Annotated in this window: 21 protein-coding genes; 6 read left to right on the top strand and 15 right to left on the bottom strand. The window is 70.0% G+C overall.

All coding sequences use genetic code 11. The features are described 5' to 3' along the window. The 3 genes from PQI23_RS12920 to PQI23_RS12910 all read right to left on the bottom strand — a co-directional run bounded on the left by PQI23_RS12920 (position 1) and on the right by PQI23_RS12910 (position 1,307). Positions 1–267, bottom strand: a complete 267-nt coding sequence (locus PQI23_RS12920) for a hypothetical protein (RefSeq protein WP_339975186.1) — start codon at positions 265–267, stop codon at positions 1–3. A gap of 104 nt (positions 268–371) precedes the next feature. Further along, positions 372–875 carry a hypothetical protein gene (locus PQI23_RS12915; RefSeq protein WP_339975184.1) on the bottom strand — a complete coding sequence of 168 codons (504 nt, stop codon included), beginning with the start codon at positions 873–875 and terminating at the stop codon, positions 372–374. A gap of 15 nt (positions 876–890) precedes the next feature. Beyond that, positions 891–1,307, bottom strand: coding sequence for a DUF4383 domain-containing protein (locus PQI23_RS12910; RefSeq protein ID WP_339975183.1), 417 nt, complete (start codon positions 1,305–1,307; stop codon positions 891–893). A gap of 260 nt (positions 1,308–1,567) precedes the next feature. Between PQI23_RS12910 and PQI23_RS12905 the strand changes: the two genes are divergently transcribed. From PQI23_RS12905 to PQI23_RS12895, 3 genes are read left to right on the top strand one after another with little or no spacing between them, the layout of a single operon-like run. Continuing rightward, positions 1,568–2,806, top strand: a complete 1,239-nt coding sequence (locus tag PQI23_RS12905; RefSeq protein WP_339975181.1) for a type III polyketide synthase — start codon at positions 1,568–1,570, stop codon at positions 2,804–2,806. 37 nt (positions 2,807–2,843) lie between these two features. After that, on the top strand, positions 2,844–3,587 hold the full coding sequence (locus tag PQI23_RS12900) for a methyltransferase domain-containing protein (protein ID WP_339975179.1): 744 nt from the start codon (positions 2,844–2,846) through the stop codon (positions 3,585–3,587). Next, a complete protein-coding gene (locus PQI23_RS12895; RefSeq protein WP_339975177.1) occupies positions 3,584–4,801 on the top strand; it encodes an FAD-dependent oxidoreductase in 1,218 nt (405 codons plus the stop codon). The genes PQI23_RS12900 and PQI23_RS12895 overlap by 4 nt, the downstream gene beginning before the upstream one ends. Here PQI23_RS12895 and PQI23_RS12890 read toward each other — a convergent pair. The 3 genes from PQI23_RS12890 to PQI23_RS12880 are packed head-to-tail and all read right to left on the bottom strand — an operon-like array spanning position 4,771 to position 7,348. After that, on the bottom strand, positions 4,771–5,544 hold the full coding sequence (locus PQI23_RS12890) for an ABC transporter ATP-binding protein (protein ID WP_339975175.1): 774 nt from the start codon (positions 5,542–5,544) through the stop codon (positions 4,771–4,773). The genes PQI23_RS12895 and PQI23_RS12890 overlap by 31 nt on opposite strands. Continuing rightward, on the bottom strand, positions 5,541–6,353 hold the full coding sequence (locus PQI23_RS12885; protein ID WP_339975173.1) for an ABC transporter permease: 813 nt from the start codon (positions 6,351–6,353) through the stop codon (positions 5,541–5,543). Before PQI23_RS12885 ends, PQI23_RS12890 begins: the two co-directional genes overlap by 4 nt. Next, complete coding sequence (locus PQI23_RS12880) at positions 6,350–7,348, bottom strand: ABC transporter substrate-binding protein (RefSeq protein ID WP_339975171.1); 999 nt, start codon at positions 7,346–7,348, stop codon at positions 6,350–6,352. Before PQI23_RS12880 ends, PQI23_RS12885 begins: the two co-directional genes overlap by 4 nt. A 302-nt stretch (positions 7,349–7,650) precedes the next feature. Between PQI23_RS12880 and PQI23_RS12875 the strand changes: the two genes are divergently transcribed. Beyond that, positions 7,651–8,319, top strand: a complete 669-nt coding sequence (locus tag PQI23_RS12875) for a YkoF family thiamine/hydroxymethylpyrimidine-binding protein (RefSeq protein WP_339975169.1) — start codon at positions 7,651–7,653, stop codon at positions 8,317–8,319. After that, complete coding sequence (locus PQI23_RS12870) at positions 8,316–9,632, top strand: NtaA/DmoA family FMN-dependent monooxygenase (RefSeq protein ID WP_339975167.1); 1,317 nt, start codon at positions 8,316–8,318, stop codon at positions 9,630–9,632. The genes PQI23_RS12875 and PQI23_RS12870 overlap by 4 nt, the downstream gene beginning before the upstream one ends. Positions 9,633–9,658: 26 nt before the next feature. Here the strand turns inward: PQI23_RS12870 and PQI23_RS12865 are convergent, their stop codons facing one another. The 9 genes from PQI23_RS12865 to PQI23_RS12825 all read right to left on the bottom strand — a co-directional run bounded on the left by PQI23_RS12865 (position 9,659) and on the right by PQI23_RS12825 (position 17,938). Beyond that, positions 9,659–10,588, bottom strand: coding sequence for a MurR/RpiR family transcriptional regulator (locus tag PQI23_RS12865; RefSeq protein ID WP_339975165.1), 930 nt, complete (start codon positions 10,586–10,588; stop codon positions 9,659–9,661). Beyond that, the gene (gene phnE, locus PQI23_RS12860) at positions 10,585–11,430 is read right to left on the bottom strand and encodes a phosphonate ABC transporter, permease protein PhnE (protein WP_339975163.1); all 846 of its coding nucleotides are present in this window, start codon (positions 11,428–11,430) and stop codon (positions 10,585–10,587) included. The genes PQI23_RS12865 and phnE (PQI23_RS12860) overlap by 4 nt, the downstream gene beginning before the upstream one ends. Beyond that, a complete protein-coding gene (phnE, locus tag PQI23_RS12855) occupies positions 11,427–12,275 on the bottom strand; it encodes a phosphonate ABC transporter, permease protein PhnE (protein WP_339975161.1) in 849 nt (282 codons plus the stop codon). Before phnE (PQI23_RS12855) ends, phnE (PQI23_RS12860) begins: the two co-directional genes overlap by 4 nt. Beyond that, positions 12,272–13,108, bottom strand: coding sequence for a phosphonate ABC transporter ATP-binding protein (phnC, locus tag PQI23_RS12850; protein ID WP_339975159.1), 837 nt, complete (start codon positions 13,106–13,108; stop codon positions 12,272–12,274). Before phnC ends, phnE (PQI23_RS12855) begins: the two co-directional genes overlap by 4 nt. A gap of 14 nt (positions 13,109–13,122) precedes the next feature. Continuing rightward, positions 13,123–14,136 (bottom strand): phosphate/phosphite/phosphonate ABC transporter substrate-binding protein, encoded by a 1,014-nt coding sequence (gene phnD, locus PQI23_RS12845; protein WP_339975157.1) that lies wholly within the window; start codon positions 14,134–14,136, stop codon positions 13,123–13,125. A 9-nt stretch (positions 14,137–14,145) separates the two neighbouring features. Next, positions 14,146–14,853: an HAD family hydrolase gene (locus tag PQI23_RS12840; RefSeq protein WP_339975155.1), complete on the bottom strand. Its 708-nt coding sequence runs from the start codon at positions 14,851–14,853 to the stop codon at positions 14,146–14,148. Between the two features lie 83 nt (positions 14,854–14,936). Further along, entirely contained in the window at positions 14,937–15,590 is a 654-nt protein-coding gene (locus PQI23_RS12835) for an amino acid deaminase (protein ID WP_339975153.1), read from the bottom strand. Between the two features lie 12 nt (positions 15,591–15,602). Beyond that, positions 15,603–16,430, bottom strand: coding sequence for a glycerophosphodiester phosphodiesterase family protein (locus PQI23_RS12830; protein WP_339975151.1), 828 nt, complete (start codon positions 16,428–16,430; stop codon positions 15,603–15,605). Between the two features lie 113 nt (positions 16,431–16,543). Further along, entirely contained in the window at positions 16,544–17,938 is a 1,395-nt protein-coding gene (locus PQI23_RS12825) for a cytochrome P450 (RefSeq protein WP_339975149.1), read from the bottom strand. Positions 17,939–18,040: 102 nt separating this feature from the next. Between PQI23_RS12825 and PQI23_RS12820 the strand changes: the two genes are divergently transcribed. Then, positions 18,041–19,036, top strand: a complete 996-nt coding sequence (locus PQI23_RS12820; RefSeq protein WP_339975147.1) for a DUF4031 domain-containing protein — start codon at positions 18,041–18,043, stop codon at positions 19,034–19,036. Positions 19,037–19,167: the final 131 nt, after the last annotated feature.

Genomic DNA, 19,167 nt, shown 5'->3' with positions numbered 1-19,167 from the left:
CTAGCGGCTCGGGTTCGCCGGGTCGGTCGGCTCTGCCGGGGCCGTCAGATTCGCCGGTCCCCCGGGGTTCGTCGGATCGACCCCCGCGGAGGACGCGCTGTGATCGCCGGCTCCCGCTGCTCCGGCCGCAGCGGCTGCACGCCGCTTGCGCATCGCCGCGAAGATCAGCAGCGCGACGGCGAGCACGATGACGATCACCGCTCCGATGATCCAGGGCAGCGCACTCTGACCGCCGGTGCTGGCGAGTTCGTCCATGGTGTGCAGCATCAGACTCTCCTTCCGGCCTCGCGGCGCACGAGGCTCCTCTTCTCCACCCTACGGGTTCGGCGTCTCGCCCGACACCGTGGTACGGACATCGAGAACAGGAGCTGTCAGTGCCCCGAGTGGAGCGTGCCGTGCGGCACGGCGAACTCCCCAGCCTCACTCGCCGCGAGCGCGGGCGTCGCGATCGCCGCGACCAGCATCGCCTCGATCACCAGAGCGATCGTGAACGCTCCTGCGCGTCGCTGGCGACGCGGGGCGGGCGCGGAATGTTCCGCGGGCCGACGCTCGGCGTGCTTGGCGCGCAACTCGACCACGGCCGCGATGGCGATCGACCAGTGGAACACGAAGAGTGCGAGGAACGGGATCAGCGCTAGCGGCCCGGTGAGCAGGAGAAAGCCCGACCCGAGAATACCGATCGCGCCGCCCGAGACGGCGGCGCGGGGCATGACCAGTCGACCAGCGCGCAGCACGGCGAACGCCCAGGCGAGCTCGACCGCGGCGGCGATGCCGACGAGGATGCCGATCAGGGTCGGTGCGCCTGCGGCCGTCGCGAACAGCACGAGGCCGGCCCCGAGCGAAGCCAGGGCCGGCCACAATGCTCTGATCATCATCAGAGGGCGCTCATATCAGGCCGCGGGGCGCGTCGCAGGAGCGACGTGCTTGTCGGCCGCGATGGCGACCACGAGCAGAATCAGTGCGCTGCCGAGGTGGAGGATGTGGTCGGCGGTGTTCAGCGCCAGGATGTTCGCAGCGGTGTCGGCGATGAAGAAGCCGACGATGCCGAGAAGCAGGTAGACGGCGCCGACCGTGCCGTTGACGCCCTTCGCAGCGCGCACGTTCGCCAGGCCTGCGAGCAGGAGGGCTGCGCCGATCAGCAAGTGGGCGATGTTGTGGAGCGGGTTCACCTCGAAGATGCCGAGGAGCAGGCCGCCCTCAGTCGCGACGAAGCCGACTCCGCCGGTGACCGCGAAACCGAGCAGCCCGACCAACACGTAGACCGCGCCGAAGACAACTCCGAGAATGCGATTAGGTGAATTCTTCACGACGTTCTCCTTCTGTATTCGTTGGAGGTGACGATGTCGGCACAGCGCATGTCACCAGGTGTATTCAGTGTGGGGTGTTCGGAGCGAACCCACTAGGCGGTTGCGCTTCACAGCCGGTATGCAGTAACTTCCCAGCTTCCCGCAGGCCTCGAGGAGAATCGGTCGCCGCGCAACGCCTCACGCAGCGAGCGGGGCCCGGAATCCGGCGCCCACGTGTCAACCCCCGCGTGCCCGGCGCCATGCGCCACTAGGTTTGCGTCATGGTCACCCAGATTCTCGCTATCGGTACCGCAGTTCCATCCGCTCGTCTCACGCAGACGCGCACCCGCGACTTCTTCGCCGCACAACCCGGAGTGAACCGTTTGACCGCGCGCCTGATATCCGCAGCCTTCGACCAGTCGGCGATCGAGACGCGCTACTCGGTGATCGGGGGTCTCGATTCGAACGCGGAACCGTCTCCGACATCCGACCTCTTCACCGAGGATCGCGAACTCCTGCTCTCCCCCAGCACTGGAGAGCGCAATCTGGTGTACCGACGCGAAGCGCCGGCGCTCACCGCTGCGGCCGCCCGCGACGCCCTCGATCGCGCGGGGGTGAGCGCGGCAGAGGTGACCCACGTGGTCACCGCCTCGTGCACCGGGTTCTTCGCGCCGGGTCCCGATTATCTGCTGGTGCGCGAACTCGGCATTCCGACGGGTGCGGAGCGGACCAACATCGGCTTCATGGGGTGCGCGGCGGCGTTCCCCGCGCTGCGCGCAGCGGCTCGGATCGGCGAGGCGCAGCCCGGTTCCGTGATCCTCGTCGTGTGCACCGAGCTCTGCTCCCTCCACATCAGGTCCTCGAACGATCCCGAGCAGATCGTCGCGTCGGCAGTATTCGGCGATGGATCGGCCGCGGCGGTCGTCGCGTCGGACCCGATGCCCGCACGGCGTTCGACTCCCGTACTCGAGGTGGGCGCGTTCTCGACCGCGCTGACGTCGGAGGGCGAAGAGGACATGGACTGGACCATCGGCGACCACGGATTCGAGATGCGGCTCACCGCGAACGTGCCGCGGATCATCGGGCGGGAGATCGCTGCGGTGGTCGCGCCGATGCTCGAGCGCGATGACATCGGCGCGGTTTCCGAGATCGACGCCTGGGCCGTGCACCCGGGCGGGCGCAGCGTGCTCGATCGAGTGGAGAGCGGGCTCGACCTCGACGAGCGCTCGATGCAGGTCTCGCGGGACGTGCTTCGAGAGTTCGGCAACATGTCGAGCGCGACGATCCTGTTCATTCTGCAGCGCATTCTCGCCGACGACTCCCTTCCGGACGAGGCGAAGGTCGCCGGGCTCTGCTTCGGCCCCGGGCTCACCGTCGAGACGGCGCGGTTCACTCGCCTCGCAGCGCGTGCGGAGTACACGGCGCCGCCGGAGCGCGATGCGGTCAGGGCCGTCGGGGTTCCGGTCGGTGCGGCGGCGAGCGCACCCGCGACGAACTCCGCGTCGCACGGCGTCGCCTGACGCGAACGAGGCGCAGAAGTTGACTCGAACGAGGTTCGTGTCCCTGGCTCAGCGGGATGCGCGGGTGACGGAGATCATGGACGATCCTCAGTGCGATCCGGATCGCCTGCGACGTACCCTCGAGGGATTCGGGGCCGTGAACCGAGCGGTGGCGTCCTGGGGAACCGTGTACCGCACGCACATCCGCCCGGCTCTGGCTGCGGCGAGCGCGGAGCGGCACCGGTCTCGTCCCGTGCGGCTCCTCGATGTGGGCTGCGGCGGCGGCGATGTGCTGCGGCGCATCGTGACGAAGGCGGCTCGCGACGGGTACGCGGTGCAGGGGGTCGGCATCGATCCGGATCCGCGGGCCATCGCCGTCGCCGATTCGGCGCCCCGAGTACCGGGCGTCGAATATCGCGAGTGCTTCTCGTCCGATCTCGTCGAGACGGGTGAGCGATTCGACGTCGTGATGTCGAACCACCTGCTGCATCACCTGACGGAGGCCGAACTCGGCGGGCTCCTCGCCGATTCGGAAGCTCTGGCGTCCCGGCTGGCGGTGCACTCGGACATCGCACGAGGGCGCCTCGCGTACGCCGGCTTCGCGGTCGGCGCGGTGCCCGTGAGCGTCGGCACACTGCTGCGCGTCGACGGGCTGCGCAGCATTCGCCGCAGCTACACCCCGAGCGAGCTGGCGCGGCTCCTCCCGGAGGGGTGGGAGGCCGAGCGGGTGAACCGGTTCCGCCTGCTCGCGGTCCATCGCGTCGGCGCCCGGAGCGCGGCCGAACGGGAGAGCACGGCATGACCGAACCCGTCGCGTGCGAGGTGCTCGTCGTCGGCTCCGGCCCGAGCGGCTCCCTCGTGGCATCGGAGCTGCACCGGCACGGCGTGGAGGTCGTCGTACTCGAGCAACGAGTCGACGCCTCCCCGGGGTCGCGTGCGATCGGCGTCCACCCGCCCGTGCTCGCCGCGCTCGAGGCCGGAGGCGCGACCGAGCGCATTCTCGCCGAGGCGGCGCGCATCCCTCGAGGCATCGCCATCGCCTCGGGCCGCACGGTGGGCGAGGTCCGCTTCGACCGCTTGCCGCTCCGGTTCCCGTTCGTCGCGTCCGTTCCGCAGGCGGTGACCGAAGCCGCGGTTGCGGCCGGTGGTCCGCCGCCGCTGCGCGGTATGCGCGTCATCGGCGCGGAACCGACTCCGGACGGGGTGCGCGTGCATGCGCAGAGCAGTGATGGCGCGCCCCGCGAGTGGCTCGCACGCACCGTCGTCGTCGCCACGGGATCGTCGGGCCGGCGCCTGCTGAGCGGGCTCTTCACCGGCCGATCCCGCTCCTACCCCGACCGCTACCTCATGACCGATCTTCCCGACGCCCCCGAGCAGCCGAGCGATACCGCGGTGATCACGCTCGGGGCGCACGGCGTCGCCGAGTCGTTCCCCCTGCCCGGCGGCGGGCGCCGGCTCGTCGCTCGGGAGGCCGTGCATGCCGCGAAAACCCACCCCCGCCGCTCGGGCTCGGACGCGGAGCACCTCGCCGAGGCGATCGCGACGCGAATGGAGGCGCCCGAACTCGCGACCCGGGTCCGCGAGGCGAACCGATTCAGCATTCGGAGAGTGCTGCTCGACCGCATGGTGTTCGCCGACTCCGTCATCGCCATCGGAGATGCCGCGCACGAGGTGAGCCCGATCGGCGGTCAGGGGATGAACCTGGGCCTGCTCGACGCCGCCACGCTGGCCCGAGTGCTCGCGGATGTGCGCAGCGGCTCGGGGCGCGATGCGCGCGGGGCATCTCGGGCGGATCGACTGCGCATGCGCCGCACCGCGCTCGCGCGCTGGGAGCGCAGCAGGCTGGCTTCGGCTCGCACCGCGGCCCGCCTCGCAGGCCTCAACACCTCGCTCGGCCGCCCCTGGCCGAGGAGACTCTCGGCGACCTCCGCCGTGGTGCTCGGCGCGGCACTGCGCACGCCGCTCGCGCGCCTGCCGGAACGCGCCTACGCGATGGGTTTCGACCGGGAGGGGTAGGTCGCCGCACGAAGCAGTGCGTGCAGCTCCGCTTCGAGCCGTGGCACCCGCGGATCGGCGAGAATGCCATCGCCGCGAGGGATGTCACGCGGGACCGCGATCTCCCCCAGCAGCGCTCCGGGAGTCGAGGGAAGCACGAGAACGCGGTCGGCCAAGCGCACGGCCTCTCGGATGTCGTGCGTGATGCAGATGATCGTCCACCCCGCGCCCCGCCACATCTCGAGCAGCCAGCGCTGCAGCTCATCTCGCGTGATCGCGTCCAGCGCCCCGAACGGCTCGTCGAGCAGCAGGATCGGCCGATCCTGCACGACCGCCCGGAGAAACGAGACGCGCTGGCGCATGCCCCCTGACAGCTGACGCGGGTAGCGCCGCTCGGAGCCGGTCAGGCCGAAGGGCCCGATCAGCTCTCGCACTCGTCTACGCGCTTCGTCGCGACGCACGCCCCGCACCTCCAGACCTATCGCGGCGTTCTCGACCACCCGGCGCCACGGCAGCAGCGCATCGCGCTGCGGCATGTAGGCGAACGGACGGTCCCGCTGCGGCAGAGGCGCGCCTTCGAACAGGATCTCGCCCGCGTCGGGGTTCAGTGCGCCGGTCAGCAGGGAGAGGAGCGTCGACTTCCCGCTCCCGCTCGCGCCGATGATCGCGACGATCTCACCGGCCCCGACGTCGAACGAGACGTTCTCCAGCACCAGCTGTTCTCCGAAGCGCTTGCCGATGCCGCGCATCTCGAGCGTGCTCATGACGCCCCTCCTGCACCGGCGCGTTCGCGGCCCTGCTCGATGCGCAGCCATGGAGCGGCCAGACGTTCCAGGAGCACCACGGCACCGAACAGGCAGAGCGTGAGCACGGTGCTCACCCCGACGGCGGCGAGCACCAGATCGGTGCGGAAGACGTTCTTCGCGGACTGCATGTACACCCCCAGACCCGATACCGCACCCGCGTACTCGGCGAAGATCGCCCCGACCACGGCGTACGTGATGGAGATGCGCAACGACGAGAAGAACGAGGCCGTCGACGCCGGCAGCCTGACCAGGCGGAATACGGTCGCCCGCGACGCTCCCATCGAGGCGAGGAGACGCTCCGCCTCTGGATCCGCGTCTGCAAAACCGCGCAGCAGCCCGACCACCATGGGAAAATACGTGACGAACGCGACGAGCAGAATCTTGGGCAGGAGCCCGAATCCGAACCAGAGCACCACGAGCGGTGCAAGGGCGATCAACGGCAGCGTCTGACTCACGATGAGCAGCGGCAGCAGGGCGGTGCGCAGGATCCGCGAGAAGTCGAGCAGCGTCGCTGTGGCGAACGCGAACGTCACCGACACGGCGAAACCCGCGACCGTCGCCGCGAACGTCGGCGCTGCGTGCCGCAGGAGAACGGAGCCCTCGGCCGCTCCTGCGCCGACCACGCGCGTCGGGGACGGAAGCATGTCGGCGGGCACCAGGCCTGCCGCGGCGACCCACTGCCACACCGCGAGGAGGAGCAGGAACGCGATCGCGGGAGCGGCGATGGCGCCGACCGCGTACGCGCTGCCGCGCAGCCCCCGGGTCACTCGAGGTACTCGTCGGTGTAGTACGTGCTCCAGTCGGGCTGCTCGGCGAGCGGCGCTCCCTCCGCGTCGACGAGGAACCCTCCCTCGAAGAGGAATGCGCCGAACGCATCCCACGCACCGGGGTCGGCCGCGCCGATCTCGCGGTCGGGCGACGTGAAGTATTCGTCCGCGAGCAGCTTCGCGCTTTCGCGCACGAGTTCATCCGCCGCTCCGAGCGTGTCCGGGTTCGCCTCGATGAGCAGGTCGGCCGCTTCCTCGGGGCGCTCCGATGCGTACGCGTACCCCCGGGCCACGGCGCCGACGAAGGCCCGCGACTCCTCCGGATGCGCATCGAGGTAGGCCTCGCTCGACACGATGCCCGTCGACTGCTGCTCGGGCACACCGAAGTCCTGATACGTGAACTCGCGATACGGATGCCCGTCGAGCTCTGCCTGGAGGCCTTCCCACGTCGCGACCGACAGTGTGAAATCGATGCGGCCCTGAGCGAGCGCTTCGTATGCGCCGGTGTCGAGCACCACCTCCTCGAACTCTCCGCCGCCCCCGTCGCCCTCGATCGTGGCGCGCGCGAGGGCGCTGTAGAGCGGCGAGCCGAAGCCGCCGAACGTCATGCCGTCGAGATCTGCGGGGCGTTCGATGTCCGCTCGGTCCGCCAGGGTCACCAGCCGACCGGAGTCGCGCTGCGTCACCCGGTACACCGACACCAGATCGAGACCGGCGGTGCGCGCGACCTGCACGTTCGACTGCCCGCCGATGCCGAAATCGGCCTCCCCCGCCGAGACGAGCTGGGTCGCGGGGGTCGAACCGTACGGCAGGATCTCGACGTCGAGGCCCGCTTCTTCGAAGTATCCGAGCTCTTCGGCGACGTACACCCCGATGTGGTTCGTGTTGGGAGCCCAGTCGAGCGCGAAGGTGACCGGAGTCTGATCGGAGCCCGTGCCGTCGTCTGCACCGCCGGGAGTATCGGCGGAGCTCCCGCACCCCGCGAGTGCGAGCACTGCCGCAGTCAGGGTTGCAGCGGTGAGCACCGCGGAGGCGGAGCGCGAGCGCCTGCGAGCGGCGGTTCGAGTGCGAGTGTGAGTGTGAGTGCGATGACGCATGAATGCGTGCCCTTCCGTTGTGTTCGGGCACGGGTTCGTAGAGTGTCTCCCTGCGCTGGCATGATCCAGATCAGGTATGACGGTCGAAAGTTGTGGACTTTCCTCTCAGCCCGGCCTACCGGACTCCCGTGTGGAGTTCACCCTAGCAACATCGGGTCGCCTCGTGCACGCAACGGGGCGCGTTCGCCTAGTGTGGTGGCGTGACCTCCGCTACGCACGAGACGCCCACCCCCGAGCAGTACGGCGTGGGCGCGCGCTTCACGCTGTCCGTGTACGACTCCGACTACGTCCGCATCATTCTCCAGGCGCTCGGCTCCGCCGACGCGACGGGCCTGACGATCGAGACCGACGACATCTCCACCTTCGTCACCGGCGGCGAGCAGCGCATACTCGAGTATCTGCAGAGTGTGATCGCGGCGGCGGCGCGCAGCGGCGCCCACCTGTCGGCGGCGATCCTGCTCTCCCGCGGCTGCCCCGGGGAACTGCAGTGCGCGCTCCCGCCGGGCATGCGCGCTCTGGCGTCAGCGCCGATCGAACTCGCCGACAGCGGTGTGCGGGCCCGGGCGCACTGGTCGCTGTACCCGCTGCTCGACGCGGGCTCTGCATCCTCGCCCCCTGCCGACGCCCCCGCTGCCCGGCCGGCCCCGACCGACCACATGGCTCCGATCTACGCGGCGATCGATCAGTCGAAGGCGGAGGGAATCTACTCGGGCTCGGATCGTTACGCGACTCGACTCGACGGCGACCTCTCGGCGGTGCTGCAGACCGCGGCGAACGCATGGATCGGCGTCGGCGCCGCAGTGCAGCATGTCGTCACGCACGTCACCGTGTCGGTGAACAGCCCGACGAACGTCGATACGGCTCGATGAGCCGTTCGGCGCGAGGCATGCACCTCGTGGGCATGGTGAATCCGCCCACGAGCCAGTACGCCGAGAACTGGCGCAATCCGCTCAGCCGCGCCGATTGGCTAAGCGGTGCGTTCACCGCGGACCTCGCGCGCACGCTCGAGCGCGGTTGCTTCGACATGATCTTCTTCGCCGACGCGCTCGCGGTGCCCGAGGACGGCGCCGGAGACTACGGCACGACGATCCGCACCGCCGGGAAGGGTGCCATCTACCTCGATCCGATCGCGAAGGCTGCGCTCGTCGCGGGCGCGACATCCCGCATCGGAATCGGCGCGACCGTATCGACCAGTTTCGTGCCGCCGTACGCGATCGCGCGCCAGCTGCTCTCCGTCGATCACCTCTCGGGTGGCCGCGCCGCGTGGAACATCGTGACCTCGACGACCGATGCCGAGGCGCGCAACCTCGGGCAGGAGCGCATCGCTCCCTCCGGCGAACGCTACGATCGCGCCGATGCAGTGGTGCAGACCGTCATCGAGCTGTGGGAGTCGTGGGAGCCGGATGCACTGGTGCACGATCAGCAGGCGGGCGTCTTCGCCGACGCGGCGCGCGTGCACCGGGTGACCGGCTCGTTGTCGCGCGGACCGCTCACCCTGCCGCAGAGCGCGCAGGGACACCCGGTGCTCATGCAGGCGGGCTCTTCGTCGCGCGGCCGGGACTTCGCGGCGCGCTGGGCCGAGGTGGTCTTCGCGATCGGCGACTCGCCCGAGGCCATGCGCGAGCTGCGCACGGAGATTCGAGATCGGGCCCGGCTCGACTACGGCCGCGACCCCGACGAGGTTCGCGTGCTGCAGGGGGTGCAACCCGTCGTGGGGTGGACGGACGCCGAGGCTGAGGCGAAGCTCGCCGGATTGATTGCGCAGATCGACCTGCCGAGCGCCCTGGCGAAGCTCGCTCGACTGCTGCACGCCGCAGCGCTGGATCCGGCAGCGCCCGCGACCGAGGCGCTCGCCGCCCACCGCGGCGCCACCGGCAGCGTCGGCTTCGAGGACATGCTGATGGCGGTGAGCGAGCGCCGCGGCTTCACGGTCGCCGACCTCGCGATCGAGCAGGCCCTCAACCAGCTGCATCCGCAACTCGTCGGGTCGCCGGCGACGATCGCTGATGAGTTGCAGCAGCTGTTCGAGAGCGAGGCCGCCGACGGCTTCATCATCATGCCGGCCCTCTATCACTCGTCCTTCGAGGACTTCGTGAACGGCGTCGTTCCCGAGCTGCAACGCCGTGGCGTCTTCCGCCGGGCGTACACCGGGGCCACCCTGCGCGAGCACCTCGCCGGGTGACGGCGAACGCGGTGATGCGGGGTCGCCTACTCCTCCAGGGCGCCCGCGAGCACGGTGAGCACCGCCGCGCGCGCCTCGCGCCCGCGGTCGCCGCGAATCTCGACGAACGCGTCGACGAGGTGCTCGGTGACCAGCATCAACGCCGCGCGCGAGGTGTGGATGAGCTCGTCGTGAAAGCTGCCTCCGACTGGCGGCACGACGAGGGTCACGTCCGCGAGCTTCTCGACGGCTGAGCGGGCGAACGACGTGATCGCGACGACCCGCGCACCGCTCGCTCGCGCCGCGCTCATCGCATCCAGTGTCGCGCGATTCGCGCCGGATCCGGAGAACGCGACGCACACCGAACCCGCCCCGAGCTGTCGCGCCGCGATCTGCTGCGCCATCGGATCGGCGAACTGCTCCACCGGTCTTCCGGCCGAGTTGAGTCGCATCGCGAAGTCGAGACCGAGCGGGCTCGACAGGCCGTTCGCCACGACCAGCAGCCGGTCGGCCGAATCGAGCGCCTGCACGAAGGCGTCGACCGCCTCCGGCGTGAGCGCCGCCACCGTGTCGTCGAGCCGTGCTGCGAGCTGCGCGATCCTCACCCTGAGCGTGCCGAGAATCGACGCTGCGCCGCCCTCTGACAACGATCCGCCTTCCGCCCCGATCCCGCTCGCGCCACCACCGCTCGCATCGCCCGCAGCCGCCGCCGCGCTTTCGAGTGCGAGCTCCTGCACGAGCGCCACCCGCAGTTGCGGATAGCCGTCGTACCCGAGGGACTGCGCCGCTCGGATCACGGTGGTGCGCCCCACCCCGACCCATTCGGCGAGCGACTGCGCGGTGCACTCGACGGCGCGATCGCGATCGGCGGCGATGGCTTCGACCACGCGTCGCTCGGTGCGCTGAAGCGCCGGAGCCAGCGACGCGATGCGCACGCTCGGTCGGGCGTCGGGTGATCCCTGCCAGGTGGTGGTCATCTGGTTCCGTTCATGATGCGGCGGCGGATGGCCCCCGAGATCGCGTCCATGAGCATCGTCGCCGCGATGACCACGATGAGCAGCATGCCGACGGTGTCCCACTGCCGGTAATTCGTGTAGTTCGACAGCATACTTCCGATGCCTCCGGCTCCCACGAGTCCGAGCACCGCCGATGTGCGGATGTTGATCTCGAAGCGGTACAGCGCGAACGAGAGGAGCGCGGGGGCGACGGCCGGACAGATCGCCCATCGCGTCACCTCCGCGGTGGTGCCGCCCGCCGCGCGTACGGCCTCGACCGCGCCCTCCCGCGCCGACTCGACGGTCTCGTACACCCACTTGCCCTGAGTGCCGATGCCGGCGATCGCGAGCGCGAGTGCTCCGGTCAACGGGGTGAGACCGGTCACGGTGAGCAGCACGAGCGCCACGATCACCTCGGGCACGGCGCGCAGCACCGCGAAGACGCCGCGCAGGATCGCGCGGAGCCACAGCGGTCCGACCCCGTTCGCGGCGAGCATGCCGAGCGGAATGGAGATCAGCACGCACAGCATGGCGCCGATCCACGCCATCGAGATCGACCGCCAGGTCTCGAAGAGGGCGCGCGGCAGCTTCTCCCAGTTCGGCGCTTCGAACATGAGGCGCAGGTAGTGCACCACCTGGCCGGGCACGGCCGGGAGATCGCTCCAGGTGATCTGCAGCGTGCCCGCCGCTGCCAGCACCACGATCGCGGCGACGATCGACCAGGCGGTCGCCGCGAACCGCGAGGGACGTGGCGGCAGCTCGCGCGGTCCGGGTGCTATCGCCGTGGGAGCGCCCGGCACGGGGGCGTTGAGCGTCACGGTCATACGAGCCTCCGGCGCAGCAGATTGGACAGGACCTCGATCGCGATGACCACGACGAGGATCTCGAGAATGATGATGGAGACGTCCGAGTAGGCGTAGAAGCCGCGCCGCTCGTCGAGCAGACGCCCGATGCCGCCGGCGCCCACGATGCCGAGGATGGCGGAGATGCGCACGTTGAGCTCCAGCGCGTACAGCCACTGGTTCGCGAAGAGTGGCCACGCCTGCGGCAGCGCCGTCGCCCGGTTGATCTGGAACTGCGTACCGCCGGCGGCGCGCCCCGCCTCCATGTAGCGATGGTCGGCGGCATCGATCGCTTCCGAGACGAGCTTGACCACGATGCCGATGTTGAACAGGAAGAGTGTGATGACACCGGGCAGCGCGCCGACGCCCACCATCGCGACGAGCACGGTGGCGAACACGAGGTCGGGCACCGCGCGATTGACGTTGTTGATGGTGCGCACCAGACCCCGCGTGAACCGGTTCGGGTTGGTCGGCGCCGCCGCCCACAGCGTGAGCGGGATCGAGCAGAGCGCCGCCGCGACCGCGCCGACGAGCGCCATCTGGACCGTTTCGAGCAGCGGCGCCCACGTGCGCGGGAGGAACGCGAAGTTCGGTTGCGCGAGTTGCACGAGCTTCGTGACCCCGTTGCGCCAGTGCTGCACGATCGACGCGAGGTCGAGTTCGATGCCCCCGATCGCCGGCAGGCACGTCGCGACGGTGAACGCCGCTACGGCCACGGCGATCAGCACCGTGCGCAGGGTGTTGCGCGGCTTCGGCGGCACCTCGAGTTCTCGGCGGATCGCGGGGGCCTCGGGCGCTCCCGAAGCCGCGCGCGGTGTCGCGCTCACGCCCGCTCTCCGAGGCGGTCGCGCGGCTGGATGGGGCGTCCGTAGATCTGCTCGAAGTCGGCGTCGGTCGCGGCTGCGGCCGATCCGTCGTAGACGACCCGGCCGTCGCGCAGCCCGATCATGCGATTCGTGTACTGACGCGCGAGATCCATCAGGTGGATGTTCACCAGCACGGTGAGGCCGCGCTCCGCGTTGATGCGTTCGAGATCGGCCATCACCGCGTGCGCGGTGGGCGGGTCGAGGCTGGCGACGGGCTCGTCGGCGAGCATGACGCTCGGCTCCTGCGAGAGGGCCCGGGCGATGGCCACGCGCTGCTTCTGCCCGCCCGAGAGTGCGCCGGCGCGGTTCCACACCTTGTCGAGGATTCCCACCGAGTCGAGCGCGCGGAGCGCGATGTCGCGATCCTCGGCGCTCGGAATGCCGAGCAGGGTCCGGTACGCCGGCGAGTGCGCGAACCGCCCGACGAGCGTGTTGCGATAGACGCTCGCGCGCTCGGCGAGGTTGAAGGCCTGGAAGATCATCCCGATGTGCCCGCGCGCCTCCCGGAGCGCGCGGCCGCGCAATTCCGAGATCCGGTGCGGGCCGACGGTCGCGCTGCCCTCGGTGACGCCGACCAGGCCGTTGATGGTGCGGATGAGCGTGGACTTGCCCGATCCTGAGAGCCCCACGATGGAGACCATCTCGCCGGGCTCGATGCTCAACGAGACGTCCTGGAGTGCGCGCGTGCCTCCCGGGTAGGTGACCGAGACGTGGTCGAGGGCGATGCGCCACGAGGCGGCGTCCGGCGTCTGCCGGCCGCTCGCCCCGCGGCGCTCATCGTGCGAAAGTGACATGTATCCGGTGCTGATCAGTTGGAGAACTCGCCCAGGATCTCGCCGTACCGAGCGATCTCCTCGTCTGCGGTCTCGGCGGTCCAGCCCGAGAGCCCGACGAGGTCGAACATCACGGTCTTGGCTTCTTCTGAGGAGTCGGCGTAGTCGGCCATGAGCTCGGTGAGCTGTTCGACGAGGTCATCGGGCAGCGACGGCGCGACGGCGACGCCGCCGTTCGGGATCATCTCCGTGTAGGCGAACGCGGTGACCTTTTCGGCCACATCGGGGGCCTCGGCGGTGACGGTGGTGCGCGCGTCCCAGTAGCCGAAGCTCACCTCGGCGTCTCCGTTCGCGACGGCGAGCACCGCGTTGTTGTTGCCCTCGACCGGTACCTGCTCGATGTCGGCGTCGGTGTCGATCCCCGCGTCGCGCATCGCCACGACCGGGTACTGATACCCGGCGGGCGACGTGGCGGCCTGCAGCGCGACCTTCGTTCCCTCGTCGATCTTCTCGAGGGCCTCGATACCCGCGGGGCCGGAGCCCGTCGCTTCAGCTCCGGCCTCCTCGATGCCGTTGCAGTACGACAGCTCGATGTCGCTCGCGGCGTAGGTCGCCATCACGGGCTCCGCCTCGCAGTACTTGTCGGGGTTGTTGGTGTAGGCGACCGCTGCGTACGAGGTCGCGCCGAAGCGCACATCCCGCAGCACGAGCTCGGCGTCGTACTGCTCGATGGCGTTGTAGAGCGAGCCCGCGTCGGTGATGACGACCTGCGCCTGGTCGGCGCCGAGCGCCTCGACGGTCGCGGCGTAGTCGCTCGCGACCACGCCCTCGACCTCGATGCCGAGGCCCTCCGAGAGGTAGGTGGTGAGCGGATCGAGTGCCTCGGCGAGGTCCTCGCCCTCCACCGACGGCACGAGTGAGAGTGTGATGGAGTCGGGCCAGGCCTGCGCGTCGTCGGCGGATGACGCCGACGAGTCGGTGGCGCTGCAACCGGCGAGACCGAGCGCGGCGACGGTGAGGGCGCCTACTGCGAAAGCGGATGAACGCATGGGGGTGGGTTACCTTTCGATGCCGGATCCCGCGCCGAGCGGCGCGGAGGTGCTGGACGCCGCGGTCGCGGCCCAGGTCTGGATGTCGGGGACGAGGTCCGCGAGCGAGCGCCCGCGCATCGTCACCGGAGCTGTGGAGGTCTCTGCGGTGGCGCCGACGAGAGCCGTATCGGCGCCGTGCGCGGCGGCCGGAGCGAGGTCGAACTCGAAGATGTCGCCGATGGCGAGCACGGGGCCGTCGGCGATGAGCCGCTCGATGATGCCTTCGAGACCTGCCGGCTTGCCGACCGTGTAGTGCAGCTCGTCGAAGCGATCCGTCACTCCCCACGAATCGAGTACCGCGATCACTCCGGTCTCGGGCGCGTTCGTGGCCAGCACGAGGCGCGCAGACCGGCCGAGCTGCTCGAGCGCGGCGTCGAGGCCCTCGATGGTGCGGACGACGGCGAGTTCGCTCCCCAGGCGCGCGCGGCTGCGCGTGTAGGCGGCCGCGCGGTCTTCGACGCTCACACCGTCGGCCTCGGCGAGCGAGCCGACGATGTCGTACCCGTCCCGGTAGGAGCTGTCGCCGGCGTCGTACCGGGTGAGCTCGGCGTCGACGCGATCGACGAAGCGGGGTGCTACCGCGGCGACGTCTGCCACGCACGCGGCGTACGCGCGGACGGGCCCGTGGCCGATGGCCAGTGTGCCGTCGAAGTCGAAGACGATGCTCGGAGCCATGTGCTCTCCCTCATGATGTGGACGATGCATCCAAACCTAGGGACCGAAATGGACGAAACGTCTATCGCGGGATGAACACCGGGTTACGAGTCGACGACCGCATTCCAACGCGCAGCTGGGTTCGACTCGAAATCTGCGACCAGCGCGCTCGCATCACCACCGAACGGGAACGCGGTGATGAGTTGGAGGGGAGACTGGGCGCGGGTGCCGGGCCCGGGCGCGATGCCGTAGATGAGCGCGGAAGGTCCTGCATCGGGGGCCTGCACGATCACGACCCGACTCGGGCGCCCGTGGAGCAGAGCCTCGCCGCTGAGGAAGCGTTCGGGCGGGTGCAGCAGCAGCGGCAGCGCGGCTTCGGCGACGCGCTGCAGGGGCGTCGATCCGCGGTCGCCGGGTGTTGATCCGCGCGTGAGGTGAAACGCAGTCCCCCGCTGACCCAGCGCCCGCGCGAGCTCGCCATTCTGCCAGCGATCGCGCTTGAACCCGAACGGCGTCGGCACCTCCGAGAACCAGTACCCGTACACGTGCAGGAGCCCGGCGTTGCCCACCGGGAAGGCCGCGTCGATACCGGCCGCAACGTGCAGCGCATCGAAGATCTGCCGGTCGAACGATGCCACTTCCGTGTGCTCATCGATGACGGTCGACGTGCCCCAATCCGCGAGACGCCCGGCAGCTGCATCGTCCCTCGCACAGGAGAGTACGAAGTCGAGCTCGGGCCTCGCGGTCGCGTCGTTCACCCCTCGATGATGTCACGGTCGCTGAGATGCGCCCGTTTCCGACTCGGGCCGAAGTGCTGCCACAGCGACGTCCGTGCGATCCGTGACGATGCCGTCGACGCCCATCGCCGCCAACTCCCGCATGCGCTGAGCATCGTTGATGGTCCAGATGTGCACTTCGACGCCGTTCTCGTGCGCAGCATCGATGAGCCGCGGAGTGAGCACGCGGATGCGCCCCTGGCGCTCGGGAATCTGCAGCGCATCGAGCCCGGCGAGTGCGCGGCGAGCTCCGCGTCTCGACCTGATGGAAACGGTCGCCAGCACGCGAATCAGCGCGCGCTTCCCGGGTGAGGTCGCGGGCAGGATCGCGGGGCGCTCCCCCGCTGCGGCTTCGAACGCAGCGCGGCGGAAGTCATCGGAGAAGCTCGTTACGAGCACGCGGGAGCCGTGCCGCGCCACGATGCGACCGAGCGGCGCGGCGACCGCCCGTGACTTGACGTCGATGTTCCAACGAGCCTCCGGGTACTCCTGGAGAGCGTCCTGGAGCGTCAGCAGCCCACCGCGGTCGGCGAAGATCTCGTCGAGCTCCGCGCGATCCACCGCTCCGATGTCACGAGGATCACCCGCGACCCGTGCGAGGTCGGCATCGTGGGCGAGCACGACCTCGCCGTCGCGCGTCAGATGGCAGTCGGTCTCGAGATATCCCGCCCCCGCCGCCAGCGCCGCGGTGAACGCCGCCCGCGTGTTCTCGGCGATGCCGCGCGCCGCCAGCTCGGCCGGAACGAAACCGCGGTGCGCGATGACACGCGGCACCCCGGCATCGGCGAGATAGGGATGCCGCTCGCGGGCGCGCGTCGTCATGCGATCACCGTACCGGGGAGCGCGCTCGCGCAGTGGAAGAAGCTCAGTGGAAGAAGCTCAGTGGAAGAAGCTCAGCGGAGGAAGCTCTGCGGAAGCAGCTCTGCGGAAGCAGCTCAGTGGAACGGGCACTTCGCGGGCGCCGCGCCTGCTCCCGCGCCCGCGGAAGCGCCGGCGTCCGCAGGTCGGACCGCGCCGCCGGACGCCGGCTTGGTCGGGAGGCGGCGCCGATTCACCCCGAGCCCCTCGCCGAGGATGCGCACGCGCGGGTCGCTCAAGGCGGCGACCGCAGCGGCCAGACCCGCGATCGCGAGCTTCTCCCCCGGGCACCGGTGCCCCGTGGCGACGCCGGCGCCTCCGTGGGGGATGAACGTGTCGATCGCCTCGTAGTCGTCGACGCCGAGGAATCGCGACGGATCGAACTCTCCCGACCGGTCCCACGACCGGTCATCGGTGTTGGTGCCGAGGATGTCGAGCACCACGCGCCCGCCCTTCGGCACCACCTCGCCGTCGACCTCGATGTCGGTCGTCGCCCACCCGGGGAGCACCGGGACGAACGGCGCCGTGCGTCGAATCTCCTGCGCGAAGGCGACCGCTACGGGGTCGTCGACGAGCGAGCCGCCGCGCTCTTCGACCGACGCGGCGACTCGATCCCGCCACTCGGGGCGGTCGTGGAGCTCCTTGGCGGCGAATGCCACGAATCGGGCGACGGCGACCATCGGCCGGATGCAGTTCTGCAGTTCGATTCCGGCGAGATTCGCGGGGAGCAGAAGGTCGTTCTCGTCGCGATGCCATGCCCATGCGCGAAGCGCCGATCTCTCCGGGGCATCGAGCTGCCCGGCCCGCACGGCTTCGATGAGCTTGCGCGCGTGGCGATCGGACCATGCTCGGTTCGCCGCCGCGAGCGGGAAGCTCGGCGAGTAGGGTGCGCCGAAGCCGTCCACAATCTGCGCCATGCGGGCGGACCACCGCGTGAGCGCTTCGTCCGTTCCCGGCAGGCCCGCCCAGTGCATGATCGCGCGGCCGAGCGCCCCTGCGCCCGCGTCGTAGGCGGAACGTCGACCGCCGGCGATCCACTCGTCGAGTTCCGCCCGCCATTCGCGCTCGAGCAGCGGCTTCACAGCCTCGACTGCAGCGTCCTCGTATGCGACGTCGACGAACGTGGCCTTGCGATGCCGGTGCTCGGCGCCGTCGAGGCTGTGCACCGATCCATGCCCGAACAGGGTCTCCTGCACGAAGGCCGGCATCGCCCCGTGCCGCGCGATGCGGTCATTGTCGTAGAAAATCGCAACACCCTCGCTTCCGCGCACGAGCAGCGCCTGACGGCCGAGCAGACGCATGGGTACGGCGCGAGCTCCCGAGCGGGTGCGGTCCCAGATCGCCGCCCCGAACCCGTAGCCCCGCGTCATGAGTTTCGGCGCGTCGTCTTGCAGCAGTTTCGCGATGCCGACGCGCGACCTGCGCGCTGTGCGGGAGAGCGTATCGGTGAGAACGGAGGGTGAAGTCGCCATGTGCTCCACTGTCGCAGCGCTCGCGCCCCGCTTCCAGGGGGCGGCGGTGGAGTTGAGGTTGTGCTAGGTGACCGCGCATGGCTCCCGAAGTACGCTGAACGAATGGTGATCCTCATCGACCCGCCGGCGTGGCCCGCGCACGGCACCCTGTGGAGTCATCTCGTCTCGGACACGAGCACGGACGAGTTGCACGCGTTCGCGCGTCTGCTCGGGTTTCCACGCCGCAGCTTCGATCTGGACCACTACGACATTTCCGCCGCGAACTACGATCGCGCCGTTGCGCTCGGCGCGATCCCCGTCGCAGGTCGCGAGCTCGTGCATCGCCTTCGCGATGCGGGCCTGCGGGTGCGCCAGGTGGATCGCGACGCAATCACTCCCCTGCGCCGTCGGCAGTACCTCGTCGAGCAGTGGGCAGAGCTCGGTGTGCAGGTCGGCGTCGACGATGCGGTGCCCGCGCGTGCGTGGGAACGCGTGGGCGAGGAGGCGCTCGCGCGCTGGAATGAGCCGCACCGCAGCTATCACGACGAGCGCCACCTCGAAGACGTGCTGCTCGCTCTCGATCATCTCGAGACCCGCGGTGAGCGCATCTCGCCAGTTACGCTGCTCGCGGCCTGGTTCCATGATGCGGTGTACACGGGGTCGGCTGGCGATGACGAGCGCGCTTCGGCGGAGCTGGCGGTCTCCGCGCTGACCGGTCTGGGTCTCGACGTCGCACTCGTCGAGGAGGTGGGCGCGAGCATCATCGCGACGACGCCCGGTGGTGCGGATACGCAGTCCGAATCGAACCCGCATCCGACCGGAGTGAACGCTACACGGCCGGTTCCCGCGCTCGCGCACCTGCTCGACGCCGACCTCTGGATCTTCGCCTCGCACCCGTCGCGGTACGCGGAGTACGCGTCCGCTGTGCGATCCGAGTACGCGCACGTGTCTGATGCTGACTTCTCGATGGGTCGTGCCCGCATCCTCGAGTCGTACCTCAACCGCCCGACGCTGTACTTCACGGGCGCGGCGCGCCACCTGTGGGAGTCGCGTGCGCGCGCGAACGTCGCGGGCGAGATCGCACGGCTGCGAGGCGCTCACTCAGAAGCGCCGAGGTGACGTTCGACCCGGCGGGGCTCGCAGGCCTGCGGGGCTCGCGGGACTCGCGGGCCCGGCCGGGCTCGTCGCTAGAACGGATGGGGCTGTTCGTTGCGCTCGGCGCGCGCGAACCGCACCCGGCTCGGAGGCCG

The sequence above is a fragment of the Leucobacter sp. USCH14 genome (genome assembly GCF_037619215.1).
Classification (GTDB): Bacteria; Actinomycetota; Actinomycetes; order Actinomycetales; family Microbacteriaceae; genus Leucobacter.
Note: the sequence above shows the minus strand (reverse complement) of the source record. Positions and strands in the feature narration are given on the sequence as shown.